Source organism: Actinomadura craniellae (assembly GCF_003289645.1).
Taxonomy (GTDB): domain Bacteria; phylum Actinomycetota; class Actinomycetes; order Streptosporangiales; family Streptosporangiaceae; genus Actinomadura_D; species Actinomadura_D craniellae.
The window spans coordinates 25,195-48,575 of sequence record NZ_QLYX01000025.1; the positions used below are offsets into that span (position 1 = coordinate 25,195).

Below are 23,381 nucleotides of genomic sequence, written 5' to 3' on the forward strand. Positions count from 1 at the left end.
CTTCCGGTTGTGAGCAGTGACGACAACGACCCGCCGGAGGTGCACCCGGCCAAGGATGCACGGGGAGAGCGGGAACTGTGGCCGATGCGCCGGGCGCTGACCGTGGCGTTCACCGGGGCCGCACTGCTGCTGGTCGCCGCGTGGTTCCTGGTGCCGCTGCTGGTCGGCTCACCGCCGCGTAAACAGACCGAGCTGGACACCGCCGCGCAACTGGATCTGCTCAAGCTCATCTTCGCCTTGGTCGCCGGCATCGGCGCGCTCGTCGCCCTGGTCACCACCTACCGGCGCCAGCGCATCGACGAGGTCAACGCCAAGCTCGCCCAGCGTGTCGCCCGCGACAACGCCCACGACGCCACCGAACGCCGCGTCACCGACCTGTACGGCCAGGCCGTCGAACAACTCGGCCACGACAAAGCGGCCGTCCGACTCGGCGGCCTGTACTCCCTCGAACGCCTCGCCCAAGACCACCCCCAACACCGCCAAACCGTGACCGACGTCGTCTGCGCCTACCTGCGCATGCCCTACCAACCACCCCCGCCGGCCCCCACCGACCCGCAACCAGCCGAACCCACCAGCGACGCCGACGGCAACGATCGGCAGGAACTCCAGGTCCGCCTCGCCGCGCAGGAACTCCTGTACCGCCACCTCACCACCCCGCCGGGCCACAGCCCCCCACTCACCTACTGGGACAACATCCGCATCAACCTCACCGGCGCGTACCTCATCAACTTCGACTTCACCCACTGCCGCACCACCAATGCCACCTTCACCCACGCCCACTTCACCGGGGACGCCAAGTTCGGTGGCGTGCAGTTCAACGGAGACGCCAGGTTCGACAGGGTGCGGTTCCGTGGGGACGCCGGGTTTGACGGTGCGCAATTCAACGGAGACACCTGGTTCGAGGCGGCGCAGTTCAACGGGAGCACCGGGTTCGGCGGGGTGCGGTTCGGCGGAGACGCCTGGTTCGAGGCGGCGCAGTTCAACGGATACGCCGGGTTCGGCGACGCGCGGTTCAGCGGATACGCCAGGTTCGTCAAGGCGCAGTTCGACGGGAACGCCAGGTTCGGCGACGCGCGATTCAAAGGGAACGCCGGGTTCGAAGCGGCACAGTTCACCGTGGGCGCCATGTTCGGCGGGGCGCGGTTCGGCAGGGACGCCAGGTTCGGCGAAGCTCAGTTCAGCAGATATGCCGGGTTCGGCGGGGTGCGGTTCGGCGGTTACACCGGGTTCGTCAAGGCGCAATTCAGCGGGTACACCGGGTTCGACGGTGCACAGTTCAACGCGGACACCGAATTCGCCGGTGCGCAGTTCGGTGGATACACCGGGTTCGACGGTGCGCAGTTCAGCGGGAACGTCGGGTTCAGCGAGGCGCAGTTCAACGGGAGCGCCAGGTTCGGCGAGGCACGGTTCAGGGTCGAGCCTGATTTCACCCAGGCCATGGCCAGCCATCCCGACGACAACCATGTATGGCCGGACCCATGGCACGCGGAACCGGTATCTCCCGAGAACACGACCGCCCGGCTCATCCGCCACGACTGACGGCAACACCCACGAACGTCACCCGACCCCATGGAACTGGCCGAACGAGCCGGTAGTGCCCCCTTCGAGTCCTGCCTGGACGACCCGCACTCCTACGCGCCGGTCCTCGGCCCGAAGGCCACCACCAGGTTCCGCAAGCTCACCGGGCGGTAAGGCGTCACAGGGGTGCTCCGGTCCGATGGCGGCACGCGCCGTAAGGGTTCAGCGCAGGCCGATGACCAGGTAGGCCGTGACGAACCCGAGCCCGTTGGCCGCCCAGTGCAGCGCCGCGGGGGCGAGCAGGCTGCCGCTGCGGCGTCGCAGCTCGCACAGGACCGTGCCGGCGAGGGTGGTGGCCGCCACCGCCGCCGCCACGGCGGCCAGCTTGCCGGGTGAACCCGCGCCGAAGGTCCGGGTGAAGAGCGGGTTGGCCGTGCTGAGGCCGGCGGCGGGCAGGAGGTGCCAGAGGCCGAAGAGCGCCGAGGACACCGCGGTCGCCCACGCCGTGCCGTGCTCGGATCGGACCAGGGCGTACAGCACGCCGCGGAAGGCCACCTCCTCCAGCAGGACGGTGCCCACGGGGATGCGCACCAGGACTTCGAAGGCCAGCCTGCCGGGGCCCGCGTCCCCGACCCGGCGGTCGAGGAAGAGGTCCCGGGTCGCGGGGAGCAGCGCGCACACCAGGTAGCAGACCGCCACCGCAACGATGAGGGGCAGCGCCCAGGCCAGCCCGCGGCGCACCGCGGCACGGCCGAGCCCGGCCTGCTCCCAGCCCAGGCCGGCCGACCTGAGCAGGACCAGCAGCGCTCCGGTCGTGACGAGCGAGGTGAGCACGTAGGCGGCGGGCAGCAGGTGGTTGTTCAGCACGTTGGCCAATGCCAGCACGGCGACGGTCGCCACCACCGCGGCGTGCGACGCGACAGGCATGACCGCCTCCAAGCTCGTCGGCCGTGGAACGGGGACGGCGGCTCCTCCCTCCCACGGCGGAACCGTCGTGGACCACCGCCCTACCCGGACGCGGCGACGCCAAGGGCGGAAGATCCATGCCACGGGAGCGGACGATCTTGGATCTCGGTGAACGGGTTCGGACAGACCTCAGGCCAGCGGTCCGGTGTGCGGGCTGATCCGGACGGCACCAGTAGCCGCTGGGGAAGCTACGGTCGCTCCGTGACGGCGTCCGCGATCTTCCGTAGGTGGGCGAACTGGCGGGCCCGCTCGGCGTTGTCGGTCGACACGGGCGACAGGTTCAGCTGGTCCACGCCTGCCGCGGCGTAGGCCGCCACCCGCTGCTCGATGTGGTCGGGTCCCCCGACGAGTGAGATGCGCTCGATGAGCGTGTCGGGGACGGCCGCGGCCGCCGCGTCCTTGGAGCCGCCGAGGTAGCGGTCCTGGATCTCGTTCGCAGCGGTGCCGAAGCCGAGGCGGGTGACCAGCTGGTGGTAGAAGTTCTTGCCGCGGGCGCCCATTCCGCCGAGGTAGAGGGCGAGGCTGGCGCGGACCTTGGCACGGGCCGCCTCGAGTGCGTGCTCGTCGCCGCTGAGGAAGAACTTGGCGTCCGCGATGACCCGGAGGTCGGGCAGGAGCGGGTCGCGCCTGGCACGGCCCTCCGCGAGCGGCTCGCCGAAGACCTCGCCGGCGAGCTCGGGGTGGTAGAAGATCGGCTGCCACGCCTCGAACAGTTCCGCGGCCAGGGCGATGTTCTTCGGCCCGAGGGCCGCGAGGGTCATCGGGATGTTCGGTCGTACCGGCTGGTTGATGAGCTTGAGTGACTTGCCGAGGCCGCTGCCGCCGCGCTCGGGTGTGAGCGGCACGTCGTAGTGGCGGCCGTGCAGTTCGACCTTCTCCCGGGCCCACACCTGCCGGCAGATCGCCACGACCTCCCGGGTGCGTCCGAGCGGCGCGTGGAACGGGACGCCGTGGAAGCCCTCGATGACCTGGGGGCCGCTCGACCCGATGCCGAGGGAGAACCGGCCGTCGGAGACGTGGTCGAGGCCCGCGGCCGTCATCGCGAGGAGCGCGGGCGTGCGCGAGTAGATGTTGAGGATCGAGGTGGCGAGCTCGACCCTGCTGGTCCGTGCGGCGATGTAGCCGAGGTGGCTGACGGCGTCGAAGGTGTACGCCTCGGGGACGGTGACGACGTCGAGGCCCGCGTCCTCCAGCGCCTGGAGCCCTTCGACCGACTGCTTGAAGCCGGCGGCGTACGGGATCGGCATTCCGAACTTCATCGGGCATCAACTTTCTGCAGAGCGGGGTCCCGTGGTGCGTCGGGTTCGCGCCGCCGGCCGGGAGGTGGGTTCGAGGCGGTCAGGTACGGCGCCTCGGCGCCGGGGCCGGGCCGGCCATGCCCGAGGCCCTCGAGCGTGGCCTGGTGGCAGGCGGGCTCGAGGGCGCCGGCGGCCGTCCGGCCGCCGCCCGGGCATCGGGGCTTACTTGACGGCGGGGGTGCAGCTCGCCGCGGCTTTGGTGAACCGGGTGTCGATGAGGTTCGCGGAGTCGAGCGGCTTGTCGTATTCCAGTTCGCCGCGCTTGAGGGCGAACGCCTGCAGGTCGTCCGCGAACTTCTCCGTTCCGTCCATCGTGAACGTCGGGTCGAAGACGAGGAGGGCCGAATCCTTGATCGTGGATTCCTTGACCTCCTCGGCGGCCGCGAGCAGGCGCACCGAGTTGGGGTTCTGGCGGTAGTCGCCGCTGAGGTGCTGCTTGGTGACCTTGCTGAGCACCTGGATGAACTTGACGGCGACCTCGGGCCGGTCGAGGAGCGTCCGGCCGGCCATGATGGCGGTGCCGGTCACGCCCGGCGCGTAGCCCGCGATCGGGACGAGGTCGGGGTCCTTGGCGGCCTCGACTTCGAGGGGGGCGGAGATCCAGGCGGCCGAGACCGCGCCGTTCGCGAGCGCGTTCAGCGCGTCGGGGCCGACCAGTGGCGCGGAGAGCTTGACGTCTTTGATGCCCAGACCCACCTTGCTCAGGGCGTTGTCGAGGATCAGGCCGCTCACGCCGGTGCCGCCGGTGGGGGTGCTGACGGTGGCGCCCTTGAGCTTGGAGAGGTCGGGTGAAGTGGCACTGCCGACGACGTTCTTGCGGGACCAGTAGCCGGGCACCGGGGTGCCGGCCGGGATCTGCTGCTGCTTGTCCATTGGCATGATCCAGCGGACGTTGACCCCGTCCTTCAGGGTGTTGAAGTGGGACGAGCTCAGCGAGGTCATCTGCGCGTCGAGCTGACCGCGGGCGACCAGTGGCAGCGACTCGGCGCTCGGGATCTTCTCGATCTTGACGTCGATGCCGGCGGCGCTGAACGCCCCGGTCTCGATTCCCAGCAGGAGCGGCGCGAACACGGCGAGCGGGGAGCTCATGCCGATCTTGATCGTGCCCTTGGTGTCAGCGGTCGGGCAGATCTCCGCCGCCGACTTCTTGTCCGCCCCACTGTCACCGGCCGGGGAGCCGCAGGCGGCCAGGGTGCCCGACAGCACCAGCAGTGCGGCAGCGGTGCCGGTCGCCGAACGGGCGGGAACTCGACGCATCGTGGCCCATCTCCTTGCTCATCAATCATTTCCTACAATGGAAGCTTGTTCCACTGGATGTAACTCTGTGACCGTGGTCACTGGTCTGTCAAGGCCTGTGCCGACATTCGGCCGCATTCACCCAAGAGGAGGTCACCCGTGAGCGACACCCACGACACCGCGCCCCCAGCCGCGACGACCGACGCCCGCGAAGCACCCGAGGTGCTCGTCGAGGACCGGGAAGGAGTGCTGGTCATCACCCTCAACCGGCCGCAGGCGAAGAACGCCATGACCCTGACCATGGCGCGGCTCATCGCGGCCGCCCTCGACCGGCTCGACGACGAACCGGCCCTGCGGCTCGCCGTGATCACCGGCGGCGGGGGCAGCTTCTGCGCGGGCATGGACCTCAAGGGCTTCCTCCGCGGCGAGCGACCGAGCATCCCGGGACGCGGCTTCGGCGGAGTGACGGAGGCACCGCCCCGCAAGCCGCTCATCGCCGCAGTGGAGGGCTGGGCGCTGGCCGGTGGCTTCGAGCTCGTGCTCGCCTGCGACCTGGTCGTCGCGGCGTCCACGGCACGGTTCGGCATCCCCGAGGTGAAGCGCGGCCTGGTCGCCGCGGCCGGTGGCCTGCACCGCCTGCCGGACCGGCTGCCCGAGGTCGTCGCCATGGAGCTGGCGCTGACCGGCGACCCGGTGGGCGCCGAGCGGCTGCACGCCCTCGGCCTGGTCAACACGCTGACGGACGAGGGAGGAGCACTCGACGCCGCCCTCGCCCTCGCCCGGACGATCGTCGCCAACGGGCCGCTGGCGGTCGCCACGAGCAAGCAGATCATCGTCGAGTCCCGCACCTGGCCCCGCGAGCAGCGGTTCACCCGCCAGCGGCCCTACGTCGACGAGGTGCTCGCCTCGAGCGACGCCCAGGAAGGCGCTCGCGCCTTCGCCGAGAAGCGGCCGGCCAACTGGACCGGCGGCTGAGCCCTAGGCTGCTGCCGTGGAGCTCCACCAGCTGCGGGCCTTCCTGAGCGTCCGCGACACCGGCAGCGCGACGGCCGCCGCCGCACGGCTCGGCGTCCGGCAGTCGACGGTGTCGGCCGCGATCCGCGCCCTGGAGCAGGAGCTCTCGGCACAGCTGTTCCACCGCGTCGGTCGCGGGATGTCACCGACGCCGGCGGGCCACGCACTGGTCGGGCCGGCCCGCCGGATCCTCCGCGACTGCGCGCAGGCCGGGGAGACCCTGGCCGCGGCCGGCCAGGGCGGCCGGCTGGAGCTCGCGGCCCTGTCGACCGTGGTCAGCGGCCCGTTCTCGGCGCTCGTCTCGGCGTGGCTCGGCGCCGCGCCGGGACGGGTGGTCCGGGTGCACGACCTCGACCGCGAGGACGCGGTGGCCGAGGTCCTGGCCGGAGGCACCGCGGAGATCGTCTGCACCCGGCTGCCCGTGCCCCCACCGGTGAACGGCGTGCTGACGGTGCTGCCGATCGGTTCGTGGGGGTGGCGGGTCGCCTTCCCCCCGCAGTCCGGAACCGTCCCGGACGGTGCGGTGACGATGCGGGAGCTGTCCGCCGTGCCGACCGTGCTCGTCGCGGCGGGCCGCGGCTCGGCCCTCGAGCGTGCCACGGCCCGGACTCCCCTGTCGGCCGCCGTGGTCGCCGACCAGCGCGAGGCCCGCACCTCGTTGATGCTGGCCGGGGTGGGCGCCACGATCGTCGGCCCTCGGCTCGCCGTGGACGCGGCGGCCGCCGGCGCGCACGTGCGACCGCTGGACCCGCCGTTCACCCAGTCGGTCGGGCTGGTCTTCGACCCGGCCCGCCTCTCACCGGCCGCCCAGGGGTTCGTCGCGGCCGCGGGCGAGCTCGACGAGGGCGGCGCCGGCGGGTGACAGCGCCTCCTCGCGCCAGACCAGGTGGGCGTCCCGCCACAGCGGCGGGTCGAGCGAGCGGAGCGCCGCCCAGGGCATGACGGCCCGCGCCGTGTCCCGGCCGGCGAACGTCGCGACCGTGCCGTCCCTGACCAGCTCCCACAGCATCGCCCGGTGGGCGCACTGGGCCCGGACCCGGCCCGCCATCGCCGCCACGGCCGTCGCGGCGGCGCTCGCGGGGTCGAGGTCCGCGGGAATCACCCCGAGGTCGAGGTCCGCGACCCGGGCCCGCGCGACCGGTTCCGCCAGCCCCGCGGCGAACTCCGGGCTCGCCACCAGCACGATCTCCTCGGTACCGAGGTCGCACCGGCCCCATCCCGGGTCCGGGGGCATGACGTCGACCACGCCCAGCTCGGCCTCGCCCGAGCGCACCAGGCCGAGGGCTCCGGCCGCGGTGCTCCCGTCCCGGACGTGGACCTCGAGTCCGGGATACCGCCCGCGAAGCGCCGCGACGAGCGGGGTCAGCGGGTGCACCGCGAGCGTGGTCGACGTCGCGACGACCAGCCGGCCGACCTCGAGAGCGGTCACCTGCCGGACCCGTTCCCTGGCGCCGTCGGCCTCGGCGATCACCTGGCGCGCCAGGCCGACCAGCCGCGCGCCGTCGGCCGTGGGCACGGCACGCCGCCCGGACCGGTCGAAGAGCCGGACGCCGAGTTCGTCCTCGAGCCGGCGCATCGCCAGGGAGAGCGACGGCTGGCTCACGAACAGCGCGTGTGCGGCCTGGGTCATGCCGCCCTCGTCGACGACCGCGACGAAGTAGCGCAGCGTCCGGAGGTCCATGGCTGCCCACCCTAGCCATAGGGAGGACCGATGGGACCTGCGAAAAAGAGGTCTTTGTACGTATGCCTCCCGCGGCGCGACAGTATGAACCGAGGCACCCGTACCACGCCACACGCTTGCAGAACACCGGAGCACCCATGACCGAACGTCACGTCACCGTCGAGCAGCAGGGCCGCGTCGGCCTGGTCTTCCTGGACCGCCCGGACCGGCGCAACTCCTACACCCCGCTGATGGCCCTCCAACTCCAGGAGGCGCTGGTCGACTTCGACGCCGACCCGGAGGTGTCGGTGATCGTGGTGAGCGGGCGCGGCAAGCACTTCGGCGTCGGCGCGGACCTGGACATGAACTGGCGCGACGAGAAGACCCACGGCGTCGAGACCCTGACCGAGCCGGAGAAGGCGCCGTGGAACCTGAACACGCCGATCGTCGCGGCCATCAACGGTGACGCCATCGGCGTGAGCCTCACCTGGGCGATGCAAGCCGACATCCGCGTCGTGGCCGACTCGGCCCGCCTGGCCTTCTCGTTCAACCGGGTCGGCATCATGCCCGACCGCGGCTCGACCTGGCTCCTCCCCCGGCTGGCGGGCTTCGGCGTCGCGATGGACCTACTGCTGACCGGCCGCACGATCGACGGCACCGAGTTCGAGCGCCGCGGCCTGGCGACCCACATCGCCACACCGGAGGACGTGCTCAAGGTCGCCGTCGAGCTCGCGACCGACATGGCCGAGCACTGCGCGCCGGTGTCGATGACCGCGACCAAGCGGCTCATGTACGAGTTCCTGGAGTCGACCGACCGGGTCGCGGCGTACAACCGCGAGCGCCGCACCCTGACCTGGATCCGCACCTGCGGCGAGACCCTGCGCGGCATCGCGGCCTTCAAGGAGAAGCGCGCACCCGAGTGGGGCACCACCAAGCACACCCGCATCCCGGCCGAGCTCCGATGAGGCCGGACATGACGGACCAGCCCGACCCGCAGGTCCCCGACCTGCGCCCCCTGCTCTCCCCCGCCACCGTCGCCGTCATCGGCGGTACGTCGCGGGAGACCGGCCTCGGCGCCCGTACCCTGCGGCACCTGCGCGCGGCGCGGTTCGGCGGCGAGGTGCTGACGCCCGACCCGCGGGACGGTCTCGACCGGGACGTGGACGTCGCGCTGCTCTGCGTGCCGGCCGCGGCCGCCCAGGAGGTGCTCGACCGGATCGACGGGCGGGCCACGTTCGCGGTCGTGTTCGCCTCCGGCTTCGAGGAGACCGGTGGCAGCCCGCTGACCACCACCAAGGGCACCATCGTCCTGGGCCCGAACACCGTCGGGCTCTACCACGCACCCGACCGGGCGCTGCTGACCTTCGCCCAGGCCTTCGACAGCCTCGTCGACTGCCGGCACGGGAGCGGCGCCTTCCTCGTCTCCCAGAGCGGCGCCTTCGGCGCCCGCGTCGTCACGGCGGCCGCCCGGTACGGCCTGCACCTCGACGGCTTCATCGGCAGCGGCAACGAGGTCCACCTGGACGCCTGCACCCTGGCCCGAGGCGTCCTCGCCGCGGCCGAGCCCCGGGTCCTGCTGCTCTACCTGGAGGGAATCCGCGACGCGGGCGCACTGCAGGCCCTGCTGGCCGACGCGGGGCGCCGCGGCGTGCCGGTCGTGTGCCTGCTCGGCGGCCTCTCCGCGGCCGGCGCCACCGCGGCCGCCTCCCACACCGCGGCGGTGAGCACGGACACCGCGGTGACCCGCGAACTGTTCGAGGCGTACGGCGCCACGCTCGTCGGCTCCGATCGCGAGCTCGTGCTCGCCGGGCTGGGCCTCTCCCTGATGGGCCGCGCGGCCGGGCGCCGTACCGGCATCGTGACGGGCTCCGGCGGAGCGGGCGTCGTCGCCGCCGACCTGCTCAGCAGCGTCGGCCTCGAGGTCCCGGTCCTCGGCTCCGACCTCCAGGAGCGGTTGATGGCGCACCTGCCGGACATCGCCTCCGCGCGCAACCCCGTCGACGTGACCGCGCAGACGATCGGCGACGACGCGACGCTCGAGAAGGTCTGCACGGCGCTGCGCGAGAGCGGCGAGGTCGATCTCGTCGTCGTGATCGGCCGCGAGAACCAGGCCGCCGCCGCGGGCGCGCACGCCGGCGCCGCGCCGCCCACGGTCGTCGCCACGCTCGACCGGGAGCCGGCCGTCGTCAGACCGCGCATCGAGGCCGGCGAGGTCGTCCTCCCCGACCTCGACTCGGCGTGCCGGGTCCTCGCGTCCTGCGCGCCACCGAGGTGGAGCGTCACCGCCGGTCCCGGCTCCCCCGGCTCCGACCCGACCGCGCCCGAAAGCCCCCGGCCCCCCGCCGGCCCCGGCTCCCTCGACTCCGACCCGACCGCGTCCGGGAGCCTCCGGCTCGTCGCCGGCGCCGGTGTGGAGGTGGCCGGCTGGGGCGCCGCGACCACGGTCGCCGAGGTGCTGGCCCACGGCGAGGATCTCGGCTGGCCGGTCGTCCTCAAGTCCGACGTCGCGGCCGGCGTCCACAAGGCGCGCGCCGGCGGGGTCCGGCTCGACGTCACCGCAGCCACCGCTCGCGAGGTCGCCACCGAGCTCCTCGCGAGCGGTGTCCCACTCATCGTGGCGCGCCAGCTCCGCGCGTCGATGGAGCTGTTCGCCGGCGTCCGGCGCGACCCCCAATGGGGACTGGTCGTCTCGGCGGGCCTCGGCGGCGCCCACGTCGAGCTGCTGGACCGTACGGTCGCCATGCCGGCGACCCTCGGAGCCGGGCACTTCACCCGGCGGCTCGCGGCCGAGCTGTTCGACCGCGTGCCGGGACGGTACGACGGGCTGGCGGCGGAGCTCGCCGCGGCGGCGTTCGCCCTCGCCGACCTCGCCGACCGCACCGGTGCCGCGCTCGTCGAGTGCAACCCGCTCGGGGTCGTCGACGGCCGGATCGTCGCCCTCGACGCCAGGGTCGTGCGATGAGCGCCGCGCTGCAGCTCGAGGAGCTGCTGCGGCAGGTGCTGCCGGCACGCTGGACCGAGCTGGTCGACAGCGACGACCGCGCGGGCCTGGCCGACCACCTCGCCGGCCTCGACGCCGGCCTGACCGCCGATCTCGTCCGCACCGTCGCGGCCGACGGCTGGCTCGTCCCGGAGTGGCCGACCCACCTGGGCGGACGCGCGCTGTCCGCCGACGAGACGGTCGACGTCCGCCGGACCCTCGCCCGCTGGCGGGTGGGCACGGTGGAGAGCGCCATCGGCACCGGCTGGGTCGGGCCCGCGATCCTCAAGTTCGCCGGCGACGACGTCGCCGCCGAACTGCTCCCCCCGATCGCCCGCAACGACGTGCTCTGGTGCCAGCTGTTCAGCGAGCCGGAGGCCGGTTCCGACCTGGCCTCGGTCCGGACCCGCGCCCGCCGCGACGGCGACCGGTGGCACCTCACCGGCCGCAAGACCTGGACCAGCCGCGCCGACCGGGCCGGCTGGGGCCTCGCGGTCGCCCGCACCGACATCGACGTGCCCAAGCACGCCGGCCTGACCTGCTTCCTCGTGGACCTCTCGACGCCCGGCGTCCAGGTCCGGCCGATCCTCCAGATGACCGGCGACGCAGAGTTCTTCGAGGTCACCCTCGACGACGTCGCGGTGCCCGACCGGTACCGCCTCGGTGCGACCGGCCAGGGCTGGGAGGTCGTGCGCACGGTGCTCCAGTTCGAGCGCATGGCCGGCTCGGGGGCGGGCGCCGCCACCCCCGGCTCCGTCGTCGGCCGCACCGTCGGCGAGCTCGTCGCCGAACGCCTGCCAGGAGCCGACCCCGTCCAGGCCGACGCGATCGTGCGGCTGTACGTCGAGGCCCAGGCGATCGCGCTGAACAACCGGCGCAACGCCCTGCACCGTTCGGAAGGGCTGCCTCCGGTGGCGAACGGCACGCCGTACAACAAGGTCCTGCAGGCCGAGCACACCAAGCGCCTCCAGCGCGGCGTCCTCGGCGGCGCCGGCCTCGGCACGGTCGCCCACGCCCCCGGCGACCGCGCCCGCGCCTACGACGCCTGGGCCTTCCTGCGGGTGCAACCGAAGACCATCGCCGGCGGCACCTCGGAGGTGCTCCGCGACCAGATCGCCGAGCGCGCCCTCGGCATGCCGCGCGGAGCGGACCCGAGCAAGACCGTCTCCTGGCGCGAGTTCACCGGCTCCCGGGGAGGGAACGCATGAAGCTGGCGTCCACCGAGCAGGCGGATTTCGCCGGGAGCGTCAGCGCCCTGCTGCGCAAGCGCGACCCGCTGGAGCGGATGCGCCACGCGCCGGGGCCCCGGAGGTTCGACGCGGGGCTCTGGTCCGAGCTGGTGGCCAACGGGCTCCTCGAACCGGCCGAGGCCGGTGACGTGGTCACCGCGTGCCTGGTCGCCGAGGCCCTGGGCCGGGCCGCCGCCCCCCTGCCGTTCCTGAGCGCTTCGGCCGCGGGTGCCCTCGTCGTGGCGGCCGGTGGCGAGGTCACCGGCCTGGCGACGTACGGGCTGCTGGCCGAGGACGGCACCTGGTCCGCCCCCGCGCTCGAGATCCGCGACGGCCTGGTCCACGGCACCCTTCCGTTCGTGCCGGACGCGGACGTCGCCGAGGTCGTCGTGGCGGCCGTGCGGGCGCCGGAGGGCCGCCGGCTCGCGCTGGTCCGGACGAGCGACACCACCGTCGACCTGCTGGAGAACCTCGACGCCACCCAACCGCTCGCCCGGGTGGTCTGCCGGGCCTCCCCCGCCACCCTGCTGCCGGCCGGCGGCGACGCCCTGACCGCCGCGATCGGGGAGGCGCGCCTGCTCGCGCTGGCCCTGCACAGCGCGACGCTGCTGGGACTGGCGACCTGGCTGCTCGACACCACCGTCGAGTACGCCGGCCAGCGGGTCCAGTTCGGCCTGCCGATCGCCGCCCGGCAGGCCGTCAAGCACCGGTGCGCGAACATGCTGGTCCAGGTCGAGTCCATCCGTTCGATGGTGCTCGAGCTGGCCGACGCCCTTGCGGCCGGCGCCGATGACCGCGCCCTCGTCGCCGCGACCACGATGGCCTGGACGACGGAGGCAGCCGAGGAGGTCGCCGGCGGAGCCTTCCAGTTGCACGGCGGCATCGGCTTCACCTGGGAGCACGACCTGCACCACTACTTCAAGCGCTGCACCGTCGGCGCCCTGCTGCTGGGCACGGCCGGCCACCACCGCGCGCAGGTCGCGGCCGCACTCACCGCCTGACCTGCAATTCAATTCGACTGAGTAAAACCCTGGTAGGCTCCAGTGGAATTCTGCCCCGGAGACTCAGGAGGCCGAGCGGTGGCCGAGGGTTCGATCGCACGGACGCTGCGAGTACTCGAGGCGGTCTGCGACCACGGTCCGGAGACCCTCAAAGCGCTCAGCGAGCGCACCGAGCTGGCGCCGCCCACGCTGCTGCGGATCCTGCGCCTGATGGCGGACGAGGGCTACGTCGTGCAGCAGGCCGACCGGACCTGGCGCGGGACGATGCTGGTCTGGCGGCTCGGCTGCGCGGTCAACACGTCGGTCGGTCTCCTGGCCATCTCCCGCGAGCACACCGACCGGCTGACCGCCGAGCTGGACGAGACCTCGGTGTACGCCGTCTACGAGCAGGGCGCGGTGACCTACGCGGCCCACTCGGAGCCGATCAAGCCGGTCCGGGCGCACGTGCGCCTCGGTCAGCGCTACCGGCTCCTCGCGGTCACCACCGGCCAGGCCGTGCTGGCCCAGCTCGACGAGCCGTCCGTCGAGCAGGCCCTGGCCGAGCAGGCCGCGAGCGGCGACCCCCGCGACCCCGAGCAGGTCGAGACCATGCTGGCCGAGATCCGGCGGCGCGGCTACGCGGCCGGCCCCGGGGTGCGCTGGCCCGAACTGTGGGGGTGCGCCGCACCCGTCTTCGACGCCACCGGGGACGTCGTGGGCGCCCTCGGCGTGTCCATCCCGACCGCGCGCGCCGAGGAGATCAGCGACCAGGTCACCGCCGGCGTGCTGCAGGAGGCGGAGGCCATGAGCACCCGCCTCGGCCGGCCGGCCGTCGTCCGGGAGGTCTGACCGGACCGGGCGGTGATCGCGGCGCGCAACGCGCCGGCCCGCCCGTCGTCGTCCGGGAGGTCCGACCGGGCCGCACGAAAGCCCTGCCGCACCGTCCCCGGACGGTACGACAGGGCTTTCCTGTGGGGCCCTGGTCGAATCAGGTCAGCCGGAGCGTCCGGGCGATGATGCCCTTCATCACCTCGCTGGTCCCGCCGTAGATGCGGGCGACCCGCGCGTCGGCGTACAACCGGCAGATGTCCTGCTCCCGGACGTAGCCGTAGCCGCCGTGCAACTGGAGGCAGGCATCGACCACCCGGCCGTGGAGCTCGGTGCAGAACAGTTTGGCCTGGGCCGCCGCCGCCGGGGCGAGCTCGCGCCGCTCGTGCCGGGCCATGGCCTGGTCGACCAGTGCCTGGCCCGCCGCGATCTGCGTCGCCTGCTCGGCGAGGACGAACTTGGTGTTCTGGAACCCGCCGAGCCGCTGGCCGAACACCTCCCGGTCGCGGACGTAGTCGCAGGTCAGATCCAGCGCCGCGACGGACTGGGCCTGCGAGTTGACCGCGATGGACAGCCGCTCCTGGGCCAGGTGGGAGGACAGGTAGCGGAACGCCTGGCCCTCCTCACCCAGCACGTTGGCCGCGGGTATGCGCACGTCGTCGAAGAAGAGCTCGGTCGTGTCCTGCGCCTTGAGGCCGAGCTTGTCGAGCATGGCGCCGCGGGTGAAGCCCGGCATGCCCGCCTCGATCACGACGATGGTCAGCCCGGCGCGGCGGTCGTCGTCGGACGACGAGGAGCGGGCGACCACGAGGACCAGGTCCGACTGCGCACCACCGGTGATGAAGGTCTTCGCACCGTTGAGGATCCAGTCGGACCCGGCACGGCGCAGCGTGGTGCGCATACCGGCCAGGTCGGAGCCCGTGCCCGGCTCGGTCATGGCGATCGACGTCATCAGCTCGCCGCTCGCCATCCCGGGGAGCCAGCGGCGTTTCTGCTCGTCGGTCGCGAGGGACAGCACGTACGGCGTGACCACGTCGGTGTGCACGCGCAGGGAGCCCAGGGTCACCCGTTCGTAGGCGACCTGCTCGGTCACGACGCAGTTGAAGAGGAAGCCGTCCTGGCCGCCGCCGCCGTACTCCTCCGGGATCTGCAGGCCGGCCAGGCCGAGCTTCCCGGCGGACCGGTAGACGTCCCGGCCCACCATCCCCGCGGCCTCGAACTCGGCGACGCGCGGTGCCACCTCGTTGCGCAGGAAGGCACCGACCATGGCGCCGAAGTCCCGGTGCTCGGCACCGTAGACCGTGCGGTCCAGTTGGGGTCGCAGGGACACGTCACTTCCTCCGCTGGCTGCCGCTGACGCCGAGCACCTGGGCGCCGAGCACGTTGCGCATCACCTCGGGCGTCCCGCCGCCCATCGCGAGGCCGCGCCCGTCGCGGAAGTAGCGCTCCACCGGCCAGCGGCGCGAGTAGCCGCGGGCGCCGTGGATGCCGATGGCCGTGTTGGTGACCCGCTGCACCATCTCGCTGCTGTGGAGCTTGGCCATGAGGGTCTCCGTCTGGTCCGGGAAGCCCCCGTCCCCGCTGCGGGCGGCCCGCCACAGCAACATCCGCGAGACGTGCACGTCCAGCGCCATGTCGGCGACTTTCCACTGCAGTCCCTGGAACTCCGCGAGCGAGCGACCGAACTGGTGGCGGGCGTTGAGGTGGCCGACGCTCGCGTCGAGGGCGGCCTGGCCGAGCCCCGTGCACATGGCGGCGTTGCCGCACCGCTCGGGGTTGAACTGGTTGACCAGGATGCCGGTGCCCTTCTTGGAGTGCTCCTCGGGCAGGACCAGGACGTCCTCCGGGTCGATGCGCACGTCGTCGAAGTGCACCAGGCACTCGGCGACGCCCCGGATCCCCATCTTCGGGTCGATGTGGAACTCGCCCATCCCGTCGGGCCGCCCGGTGAGCACCACGGCACCGATGCCGTAGGGGCCGGCGGTACCGGCCAGGCGGGCGAACACGATGATGGTGTCGGCGACGTGACCACCGGTGATCCAGCACTTGGTGCCGGTCAGCCGGAACCCGTCACCGTCCGGGGTCAGGGTGGCCCGCAGGTCGGTGCCGGCGCTGCCGGCGGCCGGCTCGCTCATGGCGATCGCGAAGTGGTTCGTGCCGGCGGCCACCCCGGGGAGCAGGCGGTTCTTCATCTCCTCGGTGCCGAGCACGTTGATCGCGCGCCACGGGCCGTTCAGGAACGGCTGGACCGACATCGCGGTGCTCAGGCAGGCGCGCGCCAGCTCCTCGACCACGATGCATCCCTCGAGCAGGCTCTCGCCCTGGCCGCCGTACTGCCGCGGGATCGTGAGCCCGACGAGCCCGGTCTCGAGGACGGCCTCGAAGGTCCTGCGCGGGAACTCCTCGGTCTCGTCCCAGTGGGCGGCCATGGGGCGGAGCTCGCGGACGGCCACCTCGCGGGCCAGTTCCCGGATCTCGCGCTGCCGTGGCGTGAGCTCCGCCCACATGCCGTCGTACGTCGGCTCCGGGTCGAGCGCGGCCGGCTCCCAGACGTCGCGGGCGACGTCGAACATCGGCTCCTGGCCCGGCACGTCGGCTGTGGGGGTCGTGGTGTCGACGCTCATGGAGGGTTGCCTTTCAGCGGGAAGGGGCGAGGACTCGGTCCGTGTCATCGGGGGGCCATCCGGATGGCGCCGTCGAGCCGGATCGTCTCGCCGTTGAGCATGGGGTTGGCGATGACGTGGGCGGCCAGGAAGGCGAACTCCGCGGAGTCGCCCAGGCGCGCCGGGTGCGGGATCGAGGCGGCCAGGCGGTCCCGGACCTCCTCCGGCACGCGGGAGAGGATCGGGGTGTCGAACAGGCCCGGTGCGATCGTGTTGACGCGGACGTGGTTCCGGGCCAGGTCGCGGGCCGCGACGATGGTCATGCCGACCACGCCGGCCTTGGACGCGGCGTACGGCAGCTGCCCGATCTGCCCCTCCCAGGCCGCGACCGAAGCGGTGAGCACGCACACGCCGCGCTCGCCGTCGGGCAGGTCGTCGAGGGCGACCATCGCCGCGGCCGCGTGGCGCAGCACGTTGAAGGTCCCGATCAGGTTGGTCTGGATCACGCCCTGGAACTGCTCCATGGAGCCTGGCGTGCCGTCCTTCTCGACCACCCGGACGGGCCCGCCCCGGCCGGCGCAGTGTACGAGCGCGCGGAGCTCACCGAGTTCGGTCGCGGCCCGCACGGCCGCGTCGACCTGGTCGGAGTCCGTCACGTCGGCCGCGGCGAACCGCACCTGTCCCGCGGCGGTCTCGCCGAGTTCCTTGGCGACGGACTCGCCGTCGCTGGTCTCCAGGTCGAGGAGGACGACGTGCGCTCCGTCGGTGACCAGCCGCCGTGCGGTCGCCCGGCCCAGGCCGGACGCCGCCCCGGTGACGAGTGCCACCTTGCCCCGGATGTCCATTCGTTGTGCCTTTCGTGTCGTCGGGGGCGTGCGCCGTCAGGCGATCCGTTCGAGGACGGTCGCGTTCGCGAGGCCGCCGGCTTCGCACATGGTCTGGAGACCGCGGGTGCCACCGGTCTGCTCCAGGTGGTTGAGGAGGGTGACGAAGATGCGGCACCCGCTCGCGCCGAGCGGGTGGCCGAGCGCGATCGCGCCGCCGCGCGGGTTCAGGCGGTCGAGGTCGGCTCCGAGTTCCTTGGCCCAGGCGAGCGGGACGGAGGCGAACGCCTCGTTGACCTCGAAGGCGTCGAAGTCGTCGAGCCCGAGGCCGGTGCGTTCCAGGACCCGCCGGGTCGCCGGGATCGGGCCGGTCAGCATCATCTCGGGGTCCTCGCCGACGACGGACGAGCCGGTGATCCGTGCCCGCGGGGTGAGGCCGAGTCGCTCGGCCTGCTCCGCGCTCATCAGCAGCACGGCCGCCGCTCCGTCGGTGAGCTGGGAGCTGTTCCCGGCGGTGACCGACCAGGTGCGTCCCGGCAGGAGGTCGGCGTAGTCCGGGGACTCGAAGACGGCCCTGAGCCCGGCGAGGCCCTCGACCGTGGTGGTCGGGCGGATGGTCTCGTCGGCGGTCACCTTGGTGCCGTCGGGAAGGGTGATCGGGACGATCTCGTCGTCGAAGCGGCCGGACTCGGCGGTGGCCTGGGCCCGCTGGTGGGAGGCCGCGGCGAGCCGGTCCTGCTCCTCGCGGGTGATGCCCCAGGTCTCGGCGACCCGTTCGGCGGCGACGCCCTGCGGGACCAGGCGGAAGCGCCCGGCGACGCCGGGACCCCAGGGGTCCTGCTCGATGCGGGCGATCCCCATCGGGACACGGCTCATCGACTCGACCCCCGCGGCGATGACGACGTCGTGCATGCCCGTCGCAATGCCCTGGGCGGCGAACTCGATCGCCTGCTGCCCCGAGCCGCACTTGCGCTCGACGGTGGTGGACGGGACGTGGACGGGGAAGCCCGCGGAGAGCCAGGCCATCCGGCCGGGTGTCGCGGACTGCTCACCGGCCTGGCTGACGCAGCCCACGATGACGTCGCCGACGATGCCCGGGTCGATGGACGTCCGCGCGACGAGGTGGGTGAGGGTCTGGGCGAGGAGTTCGACGGGGTGGAGGCCGCTCAGCGCGCCCCCTGGTTTGCCCTTGCCCATCGGGGTGCGGCACCCGTCGACGATGACGACCTCACGAAGCTCGGCCATGACTCACGCCTCCCCTCCGCCGGCGGCGGCCCTGCGCGCCGGACGCTGGTCGAAGGAGCGCCCGAGCAGTTCGGAGGCGATGCGGGTGCGCTGGATGTTGGGGGTGCCGCCGGCGAGCGCCCAGCCGTGCGCGTCCCGGTGCATCCGCTCCAGGCCGTACTCCTCGGTGTAACCGTTCGCGCCGTGCAGCATCATCGCCATGTCGGTGACCCGCTTGGCCATCTCGTTGGCGGCGAGCTTGGCGAGCGAGACGTGCAGGGTGCTCGGGGTGCCGGCGTCGAGCCCGGCCACCGCGCGGTCGCGGAGCATGCGCGCCGACTCGACGTCCAGGAGCATGTCCGCGAGGCTGACCTGGACGGCCTGGAACTCCGCGATGGGCCGGCCGAACTGCTCGCGCTGCTGGACGTAGGCGATGGTCTTGTCCAGGGCGGCCTGCCCCAGGGCGAGGCTCATCGTGGTGTTGCCCAGCCGTTCGATGGAGAACATCGAGAAGAGGGCGCGGAAGCCGTCGGGGGGCCGGACGACGATGTTCTCGACCGGGACCTCCACGTCGTCGAGGATCACGTCCGCGGACGGCAGGCCCCGGAAGCCCATCAGCCGCTCGCGGGCCCCGAACGAGACGCCCTTGCGGTCGGCCTCGACGATCACGGCTCCGATGCCCTTGGCGCCCGGGGTGTCGTTCATCCGGCAGTAGACGAGGTAGCGGTCCGCGTCCCCGCCGTTGGAGATCCAGCGCTTCAGGCCGCGCACCACGACGGTGTCGCCCCTGATCTCCGCGCGGGTGACCATGTCGGTGGCGGCCGATCCGGCGTCCGGCTCGGAGATGCCGATGGCCATCGCGTTGTCGCCGCTGATCACCCCGGGCAGGAACCGCCGCTTCTGGTCTTCGGTGCCGAGCCGCACCAGGTGCTGCGCCGGTCCGACGTTGGCCTCGAAGACCTGGAAGGCCGCCGGTGGCCAGACCTTCGCCAGTTCCTCGACCACGGTCAGGGCTTCGGCGAACGTTCCTCCGGCGCCGCCGTACTCCTCGGGGAGAGCGATGCCCAGCCAGCCGAGGGACCCCAGGTAGCGCCGTTCGTCATGCGTGATGGCGGTCCGGTCGCGGTCCCACTGTTCGGCGTGCGGCGCGTAGCGTTTCTCCGCGACCTGGCGGGCTATCTCCCGCAGTTCGGACACTTCGGTCGGCTGGGCGGCGGGGCCCGGGTCGGCCGGCCGCGGCTCGGGTGGTGTGGTCATGCGCTGTGCTGCTCCCGTCTGTGGGGAGTGCAGGTCTTCCCGGCGCTCGCCGTCAAGCATCGTCGAGCGCGGGCGGGTCCTGCGTGATGGATGGATGTGCGGTGCGACGGTGGTCCGGGTCAGCGGCTCTGGGCGTACTCGCTGTCCGCCCAGTGCGCCACGCGGGAGCCGAGCAGCCCGACCAGCCCGCTGAACAGGACACCGACGATCGAGATGGTCACGATGCCGACGTACATCCGGTCGGGGACGAAGATCTGCCAGGCATGCCAGGTGTAGTAACCGAGTCCTTCACGGGCGTTGACGAACTCGACGGCGATGACCAGCAGCATGGAGATGCCCGAGGCGAGCTTGAGGCTGGAGACGATCTGCGGCGTGATCGCCGGGACGATCATCCAGCGGAACCGCTGGCTGGGCGACAGGCCGTAGGACCGCGCGATCTCGTGGAACGGGGTGGGGATCAGCATCGCGGCGGACAGCGTCGTGAAGGCGACGATGTAGAACGTGCCGAGGGAGATGAAGACCAGCTTCGGTATCTCGCCGAGCCCGAAGAGCAGCAGGAACAGCGGCAGCAGCGCGAGCTTCGGAATGACGTAGAGCGCGCGGATGATGGGCTCGAGCATCCAGCGCAGGATCTTCACCTGGCTCATCAGGAGGCCGATGAATATTCCGGCCAGCGATCCGATGATGTAGCCCGCCAGCAGCCGGACGATGGTGATCTTGAACTCGGACCAGAGCATTCCGCTCTGCAGGTCCTCCTGAGCCTTCGCCGCCACCGCACTCGGCTGGCTGAAGAAGCGGGCGTCGATCCAGCCTGACCGGGCCGAGATCTCCCAGGCGACGAGCATGCCGACCGGGATCACGAGGCCGAGCACGAGCCGCAGGACGCCGTCGCGCCTCGCCTGGTGCGCCGTCGATCGCTGCTTGGGGTCGGGCCGGCGCTCGACCCAGCCGCCCTCGTCTTGGGAGACGCTCCGGTCCATCTGCACGGTCATTGGACGACCTCCTCGACGTCACCTTTGAGGTCGGCCCAGAGGTCCTCCTCGAGCCGGCTGAATTCCGGGTCCTTCCTCAGCTCCGCCGTCCGCGGGCGCGCGAACGGGACGTCGACGATGCGCCGTATGCGTCCCGGGCGGGCCGACATCAGGGCGATCCGGTCGGAGAGGAGGATCGCCTCGTCGAGGTTGTGGGTGACGAAGAAGACCGTGTGGTTGTGCTCGCGGACGATGGCGAGGAGTTCCTCCTGGAGCACCTTGCGCAGTTGCGCGTCGAGCGCCGCGAAGGGCTCGTCCATCAGCAGGATCTCGGGCTCGACGACGAACGCGCGCGCCAGGGCGACGCGCTGTTTCATGCCACCGGACAGGTTGCCCGGAAGCGCCTTCTCGAACCCGGTGAGGCCGACCCGCTCGATCCACTCCTGCGCGCGACGGCGCGCTTCGGAGCGGTCCACACCGGCGGCGTCGAGCCCCAGGCGCACGTTCGCCTCGACCGTGTGCCAGGGAAAGATCGAGTACTCCTGGAACACCGGGGCGACGAGCGGCCGGTCCCGGTGCTGGTGGTGGATCCGGACGACTCCGTCCGTGGGCTTCTGCAGCCCCGCGAGTACCCGCAGCAGCGTCGACTTCCCGCAACCCGACGGGCCGACGACCGAAAGGAACTCGCCGCGCCCGACGGTCAGGTCGACGTCGTCGAGGGCGACGACGTCTTCCCGGCGGCGACGGCGGTACCGGTAGGACACCCCCTCGACGCGGATCTTGTCAGTGATCGGCGCAACGTCGCCCGTCAGGGGCGACTCCGAGCGCACGGCCTCAGTCATCTGGCCCCTCTCGGCATCGTCACGGTCAAACCTTCCGATTCGATTCAATGGAATTCAATTCACCTGGTATGAATCATCCGAGTGATCCGAGACTATGTCAAGGGTCGCAACCCGACGGAGAGGAACGACCATGCGCCTGTGCGCCAACTGGCTCCCGCTTTCCCCCGGCCTGACCCGGGAGGTCGCCGCCCGGTGCGAGGCGGCCGGCCTGTGGGGCATCGGGATCGGCGACTCCCCCAACTACGGCGAGCTCTACTCCGCCTGCACCGACGCGCTCGGCGCGACGTCCTCGCTGGTCGTGAGCACCAGCGTGACCAACCCCGTGACCCGGCACTGGTCGGTGCACGCCAGCGCCGTGCGCGCCCTGACCTCCGCCCACCCCGGCCGGTTCCGCCTGGGGTTCGGCCGAGGAGACTCGGCCGTGCACACCTTCGGCCTCCGGCCCGCGCCCCTGGCCGACCTCGAGCGCTTCGGGCGTTCGGTGGCGGACTCCGCGCGGGCGGCCGGCGTCGACCCCTTCCTGCTCGTCGCGGCCAGCGGCCCCGCGACCGCGCGCGTCGCCGGGCGCGTGGCCGACGGCGTCATCGCCGGCGTCGGCGGGGACCCCGTCGCGCTCCGCACGATCCGCGAGCGCGCGCACGCCGCCCGCGACGACGCTCCTTTCGAGGTCTGGGCATCGGTGCGGATCGCCATCGGACGGGACGACGACGAGGTGCGCGACCTGCGGCGACGCCTCGTCCCGCGCGCGGTGAGCGCGTCACACTTCGCCTTCGCGTCGACCTTCGAGGGCAAGAACGTGCCCGCGGAGTACGCCGGCGTGCTGGCCGAGCGCTACGCGACCTACGACTACGGCTCGCACGGCCGCTCCGGAGCGACCTCGAACGCGACGATGTTCTCGGACCGGCCCGACATCGAGGACTACCTGCTCGACCGCTTCGCCGTCGTGGGACGCGCGGACGACTGCCGGGCCCGGCTGGCGGAGCTCTCGACGCACGTCGACGGCATCTACCTGTCGCTGCTCTTCGAAGACGCCCTCCCCCAGATCGACCGGATCGGTGCGATGCTCGCATAGGCAGGGGACTCCCCCGGGTTCGGCACCAGGTCTTGGTCTTCGAGCGCCGCGGCGCCCTTGAATGACGGCGTGAAGCAGCAGAGCAGTCCCGGCGACGAGGTCCGACTCGCCTTCGAGGGTTCCGTGGCCACCATCACGATCGACCGCCCGGCCGTCCGCAACGCGATGAACCGGGATACCTGGACCGTCCTGGCCGACCACCTGGGAACGGTCACCCGGTCAGAGGCGCGCGTGCTGGTGCTCACCGGAACGGGCGGCCACTTCTGCGCGGGAGCCGACACCTCGGCGCGGCGGCGCACCGACCTCCACCCCCTGGACCGCCTCGGCCACGTCACCGCACCGCTGGTCGCCCTGCAAGAGCTACCGCTCCCGGTCGTGGCGAAGGTCGACGGTCCCGCCGTGGGCGCCGGCCTGAGCCTGGCGCTGTCGGCCGACCTCGTCGTGGCCACGACCCGGGCCCGGTTCGGGACCGCGTTCTCGCGCCGCGGGCTCTCGCTCGACACCGGGTCGTCGTGGCTGCTTCCCCGGGTCGTCGGCCTGCAGACGGCCAAGCGGCTCGCCTACCTGGCCGAGACGCTCGACGCGGCGGAAGCCCACCGGCTCGGCCTGGTGACCTGGCTCGTCCCACCCGACGAGATCGACCCGTTCACCGCCGACCTGGCGCTGCGCCTCGCCGCGGCCCCGCCCGTCGCCGTACGGCTCGACAAGGAGCTGCTCAACCATTCCCACGAGCGGTCGTTCCGGGAGGCCGTCGCGGCCGAGAACGTCGCCCAGGTGGTCAACATGGGGACCGATTCCCCGACCGCCCGGGAGGCGCTCGCCCGGGGCGAACGCCCCACCTTCACCGGCCGCTGGCGCGGTTGACCCCCGAGCGACCAA

General features: G+C 72.4%; 22 protein-coding genes. 11 read left to right on the forward strand and 11 right to left on the reverse strand.

From position 1 onward, the window contains the following. Positions 1-9: 9 nt before the first annotated feature. Both DPM19_RS33710 and DPM19_RS36885 read left to right on the forward strand, forming a co-directional pair. Entirely contained in the window at positions 10-1,539 is a 1,530-nt protein-coding gene (locus tag DPM19_RS33710) for a pentapeptide repeat-containing protein (protein WP_111872159.1), read from the forward strand. 30 nt (positions 1,540-1,569) lie between these two features. Continuing rightward, positions 1,570-1,692, forward strand: a complete 123-nt coding sequence (locus DPM19_RS36885; RefSeq protein WP_267900937.1) for a hypothetical protein — start codon at positions 1,570-1,572, stop codon at positions 1,690-1,692. Positions 1,693-1,740: 48 nt separating this feature from the next. Here DPM19_RS36885 and DPM19_RS33715 read toward each other — a convergent pair whose 3' ends face one another. The 3 genes from DPM19_RS33715 to DPM19_RS33725 form a co-directional block, all read right to left on the reverse strand. After that, positions 1,741-2,445, reverse strand: coding sequence for a CPBP family intramembrane glutamic endopeptidase (locus DPM19_RS33715; protein WP_111872222.1), 705 nt, complete (start codon positions 2,443-2,445; stop codon positions 1,741-1,743). Positions 2,446-2,672: 227 nt separating this feature from the next. Continuing rightward, the gene (locus DPM19_RS33720; protein ID WP_111872160.1) at positions 2,673-3,743 is read right to left on the reverse strand and encodes an LLM class F420-dependent oxidoreductase; all 1,071 of its coding nucleotides are present in this window, start codon (positions 3,741-3,743) and stop codon (positions 2,673-2,675) included. Between the two features lie 201 nt (positions 3,744-3,944). Next, positions 3,945-5,039, reverse strand: coding sequence for an ABC transporter substrate-binding protein (locus DPM19_RS33725; RefSeq protein ID WP_111872161.1), 1,095 nt, complete (start codon positions 5,037-5,039; stop codon positions 3,945-3,947). A gap of 138 nt (positions 5,040-5,177) precedes the next feature. Here DPM19_RS33725 and DPM19_RS33730 point away from each other — a divergent pair, with 138 nt between their 5' ends. Together DPM19_RS33730 and DPM19_RS33735 are read left to right on the forward strand one after the other, a co-directional pair. Then, positions 5,178-5,993, forward strand: coding sequence for a crotonase/enoyl-CoA hydratase family protein (locus DPM19_RS33730; RefSeq protein WP_111872162.1), 816 nt, complete (start codon positions 5,178-5,180; stop codon positions 5,991-5,993). Between the two features lie 16 nt (positions 5,994-6,009). Beyond that, on the forward strand, positions 6,010-6,894 hold the full coding sequence (locus DPM19_RS33735; RefSeq protein WP_111872163.1) for a LysR family transcriptional regulator: 885 nt from the start codon (positions 6,010-6,012) through the stop codon (positions 6,892-6,894). Here the strand turns inward: DPM19_RS33735 and DPM19_RS33740 are convergent. Next, entirely contained in the window at positions 6,829-7,713 is an 885-nt protein-coding gene (locus DPM19_RS33740; RefSeq protein ID WP_111872164.1) for a LysR family transcriptional regulator, read from the reverse strand. The genes DPM19_RS33735 and DPM19_RS33740 overlap by 66 nt on opposite strands. A gap of 137 nt (positions 7,714-7,850) precedes the next feature. Between DPM19_RS33740 and DPM19_RS33745 the strand changes: the two genes are divergently transcribed. The 5 genes from DPM19_RS33745 (at position 7,851) to DPM19_RS33765 (ending at position 13,730) form a co-directional block, all read left to right on the forward strand. After that, positions 7,851-8,657, forward strand: coding sequence for an enoyl-CoA hydratase/isomerase family protein (locus tag DPM19_RS33745; RefSeq protein ID WP_158566974.1), 807 nt, complete (start codon positions 7,851-7,853; stop codon positions 8,655-8,657). A gap of 8 nt (positions 8,658-8,665) precedes the next feature. Beyond that, complete coding sequence (locus DPM19_RS33750; RefSeq protein ID WP_158566975.1) at positions 8,666-10,654, forward strand: acetate--CoA ligase family protein; 1,989 nt, start codon at positions 8,666-8,668, stop codon at positions 10,652-10,654. Beyond that, positions 10,651-11,880: an acyl-CoA dehydrogenase family protein gene (locus DPM19_RS33755; protein WP_111872167.1), complete on the forward strand. Its 1,230-nt coding sequence runs from the start codon at positions 10,651-10,653 to the stop codon at positions 11,878-11,880. The genes DPM19_RS33750 and DPM19_RS33755 overlap by 4 nt, the downstream gene beginning before the upstream one ends. Beyond that, entirely contained in the window at positions 11,877-12,902 is a 1,026-nt protein-coding gene (locus DPM19_RS33760; RefSeq protein WP_111872168.1) for an acyl-CoA dehydrogenase family protein, read from the forward strand. The genes DPM19_RS33755 and DPM19_RS33760 overlap by 4 nt, the downstream gene beginning before the upstream one ends. A gap of 78 nt (positions 12,903-12,980) precedes the next feature. Next, positions 12,981-13,730: an IclR family transcriptional regulator gene (locus tag DPM19_RS33765; protein WP_158566976.1), complete on the forward strand. Its 750-nt coding sequence runs from the start codon at positions 12,981-12,983 to the stop codon at positions 13,728-13,730. Between the two features lie 139 nt (positions 13,731-13,869). Here the strand turns inward: DPM19_RS33765 and DPM19_RS33770 are convergent, their stop codons facing one another. The 7 genes from DPM19_RS33770 to DPM19_RS33800 all read right to left on the reverse strand — a co-directional run bounded on the left by DPM19_RS33770 (position 13,870) and on the right by DPM19_RS33800 (position 21,430). Further along, positions 13,870-15,039 carry an acyl-CoA dehydrogenase family protein gene (locus DPM19_RS33770; protein ID WP_233511096.1) on the reverse strand — a complete coding sequence of 390 codons (1,170 nt, stop codon included), beginning with the start codon at positions 15,037-15,039 and terminating at the stop codon, positions 13,870-13,872. A 1-nt stretch (position 15,040) separates the two neighbouring features. Then, positions 15,041-16,333 (reverse strand): acyl-CoA dehydrogenase family protein, encoded by a 1,293-nt coding sequence (locus DPM19_RS33775; RefSeq protein ID WP_199485431.1) that lies wholly within the window; start codon positions 16,331-16,333, stop codon positions 15,041-15,043. 44 nt (positions 16,334-16,377) lie between these two features. Beyond that, the gene (locus DPM19_RS33780; protein WP_111872170.1) at positions 16,378-17,157 is read right to left on the reverse strand and encodes an SDR family NAD(P)-dependent oxidoreductase; all 780 of its coding nucleotides are present in this window, start codon (positions 17,155-17,157) and stop codon (positions 16,378-16,380) included. Positions 17,158-17,193: 36 nt separating this feature from the next. After that, on the reverse strand, positions 17,194-18,381 hold the full coding sequence (locus DPM19_RS33785; protein WP_111872171.1) for a thiolase family protein: 1,188 nt from the start codon (positions 18,379-18,381) through the stop codon (positions 17,194-17,196). A gap of 3 nt (positions 18,382-18,384) precedes the next feature. Further along, entirely contained in the window at positions 18,385-19,617 is a 1,233-nt protein-coding gene (locus DPM19_RS33790) for an acyl-CoA dehydrogenase family protein (protein WP_111872172.1), read from the reverse strand. Between the two features lie 119 nt (positions 19,618-19,736). After that, a complete protein-coding gene (locus tag DPM19_RS33795; RefSeq protein ID WP_111872173.1) occupies positions 19,737-20,609 on the reverse strand; it encodes an ABC transporter permease in 873 nt (290 codons plus the stop codon). Further along, entirely contained in the window at positions 20,606-21,430 is an 825-nt protein-coding gene (locus DPM19_RS33800; RefSeq protein WP_111872174.1) for an ABC transporter ATP-binding protein, read from the reverse strand. The genes DPM19_RS33795 and DPM19_RS33800 overlap by 4 nt, the downstream gene beginning before the upstream one ends. A gap of 130 nt (positions 21,431-21,560) precedes the next feature. Between DPM19_RS33800 and DPM19_RS33805 the strand changes: the two genes are divergently transcribed. Both DPM19_RS33805 and DPM19_RS33810 read left to right on the forward strand, forming a co-directional pair. Then, on the forward strand, positions 21,561-22,502 hold the full coding sequence (locus tag DPM19_RS33805; RefSeq protein WP_158566978.1) for an LLM class flavin-dependent oxidoreductase: 942 nt from the start codon (positions 21,561-21,563) through the stop codon (positions 22,500-22,502). A gap of 69 nt (positions 22,503-22,571) precedes the next feature. Continuing rightward, a complete protein-coding gene (locus tag DPM19_RS33810; protein ID WP_111872176.1) occupies positions 22,572-23,366 on the forward strand; it encodes an enoyl-CoA hydratase/isomerase family protein in 795 nt (264 codons plus the stop codon). The last annotated feature ends 15 nt before the right edge of the window (positions 23,367-23,381 follow it).

What these genes read in the sequence shown, in the direction of transcription:
- DPM19_RS36885 (WP_267900937.1), top strand. Translation starts at nt 1,570, where the DNA reads ATGGAACTGGCCGAACGAGCCGGTAGTGCCCCCTTCGAGTCCTGCCTG.
- DPM19_RS33715 (WP_111872222.1), bottom strand. Translation starts at nt 2,445, where the DNA reads ATGCCTGTCGCGTCGCACGCCGCGGTGGTGGCGACCGTCGCCGTGCTG.
- DPM19_RS33720 (WP_111872160.1), bottom strand. Translation starts at nt 3,743, where the DNA reads ATGAAGTTCGGAATGCCGATCCCGTACGCCGCCGGCTTCAAGCAGTCG.
- DPM19_RS33725 (WP_111872161.1), bottom strand. Translation starts at nt 5,039, where the DNA reads ATGCGTCGAGTTCCCGCCCGTTCGGCGACCGGCACCGCTGCCGCACTG.
- DPM19_RS33740 (WP_111872164.1), bottom strand. Translation starts at nt 7,713, where the DNA reads ATGGACCTCCGGACGCTGCGCTACTTCGTCGCGGTCGTCGACGAGGGC.
- DPM19_RS33745 (WP_158566974.1), top strand. Translation starts at nt 7,851, where the DNA reads ATGACCGAACGTCACGTCACCGTCGAGCAGCAGGGCCGCGTCGGCCTG.
- DPM19_RS33750 (WP_158566975.1), top strand. Translation starts at nt 8,666, where the DNA reads ATGACGGACCAGCCCGACCCGCAGGTCCCCGACCTGCGCCCCCTGCTC.
- DPM19_RS33755 (WP_111872167.1), top strand. Translation starts at nt 10,651, where the DNA reads ATGAGCGCCGCGCTGCAGCTCGAGGAGCTGCTGCGGCAGGTGCTGCCG.
- DPM19_RS33760 (WP_111872168.1), top strand. Translation starts at nt 11,877, where the DNA reads ATGAAGCTGGCGTCCACCGAGCAGGCGGATTTCGCCGGGAGCGTCAGC.
- DPM19_RS33775 (WP_199485431.1), bottom strand. Translation starts at nt 16,333, where the DNA reads ATGAGCGTCGACACCACGACCCCCACAGCCGACGTGCCGGGCCAGGAG.
- DPM19_RS33780 (WP_111872170.1), bottom strand. Translation starts at nt 17,157, where the DNA reads ATGGACATCCGGGGCAAGGTGGCACTCGTCACCGGGGCGGCGTCCGGC.
- DPM19_RS33785 (WP_111872171.1), bottom strand. Translation starts at nt 18,381, where the DNA reads ATGGCCGAGCTTCGTGAGGTCGTCATCGTCGACGGGTGCCGCACCCCG.
- DPM19_RS33790 (WP_111872172.1), bottom strand. Translation starts at nt 19,617, where the DNA reads ATGACCACACCACCCGAGCCGCGGCCGGCCGACCCGGGCCCCGCCGCC.
- DPM19_RS33795 (WP_111872173.1), bottom strand. Translation starts at nt 20,609, where the DNA reads ATGACCGTGCAGATGGACCGGAGCGTCTCCCAAGACGAGGGCGGCTGG.
- DPM19_RS33800 (WP_111872174.1), bottom strand. Translation starts at nt 21,430, where the DNA reads ATGACTGAGGCCGTGCGCTCGGAGTCGCCCCTGACGGGCGACGTTGCG.
- DPM19_RS33805 (WP_158566978.1), top strand. Translation starts at nt 21,561, where the DNA reads ATGCGCCTGTGCGCCAACTGGCTCCCGCTTTCCCCCGGCCTGACCCGG.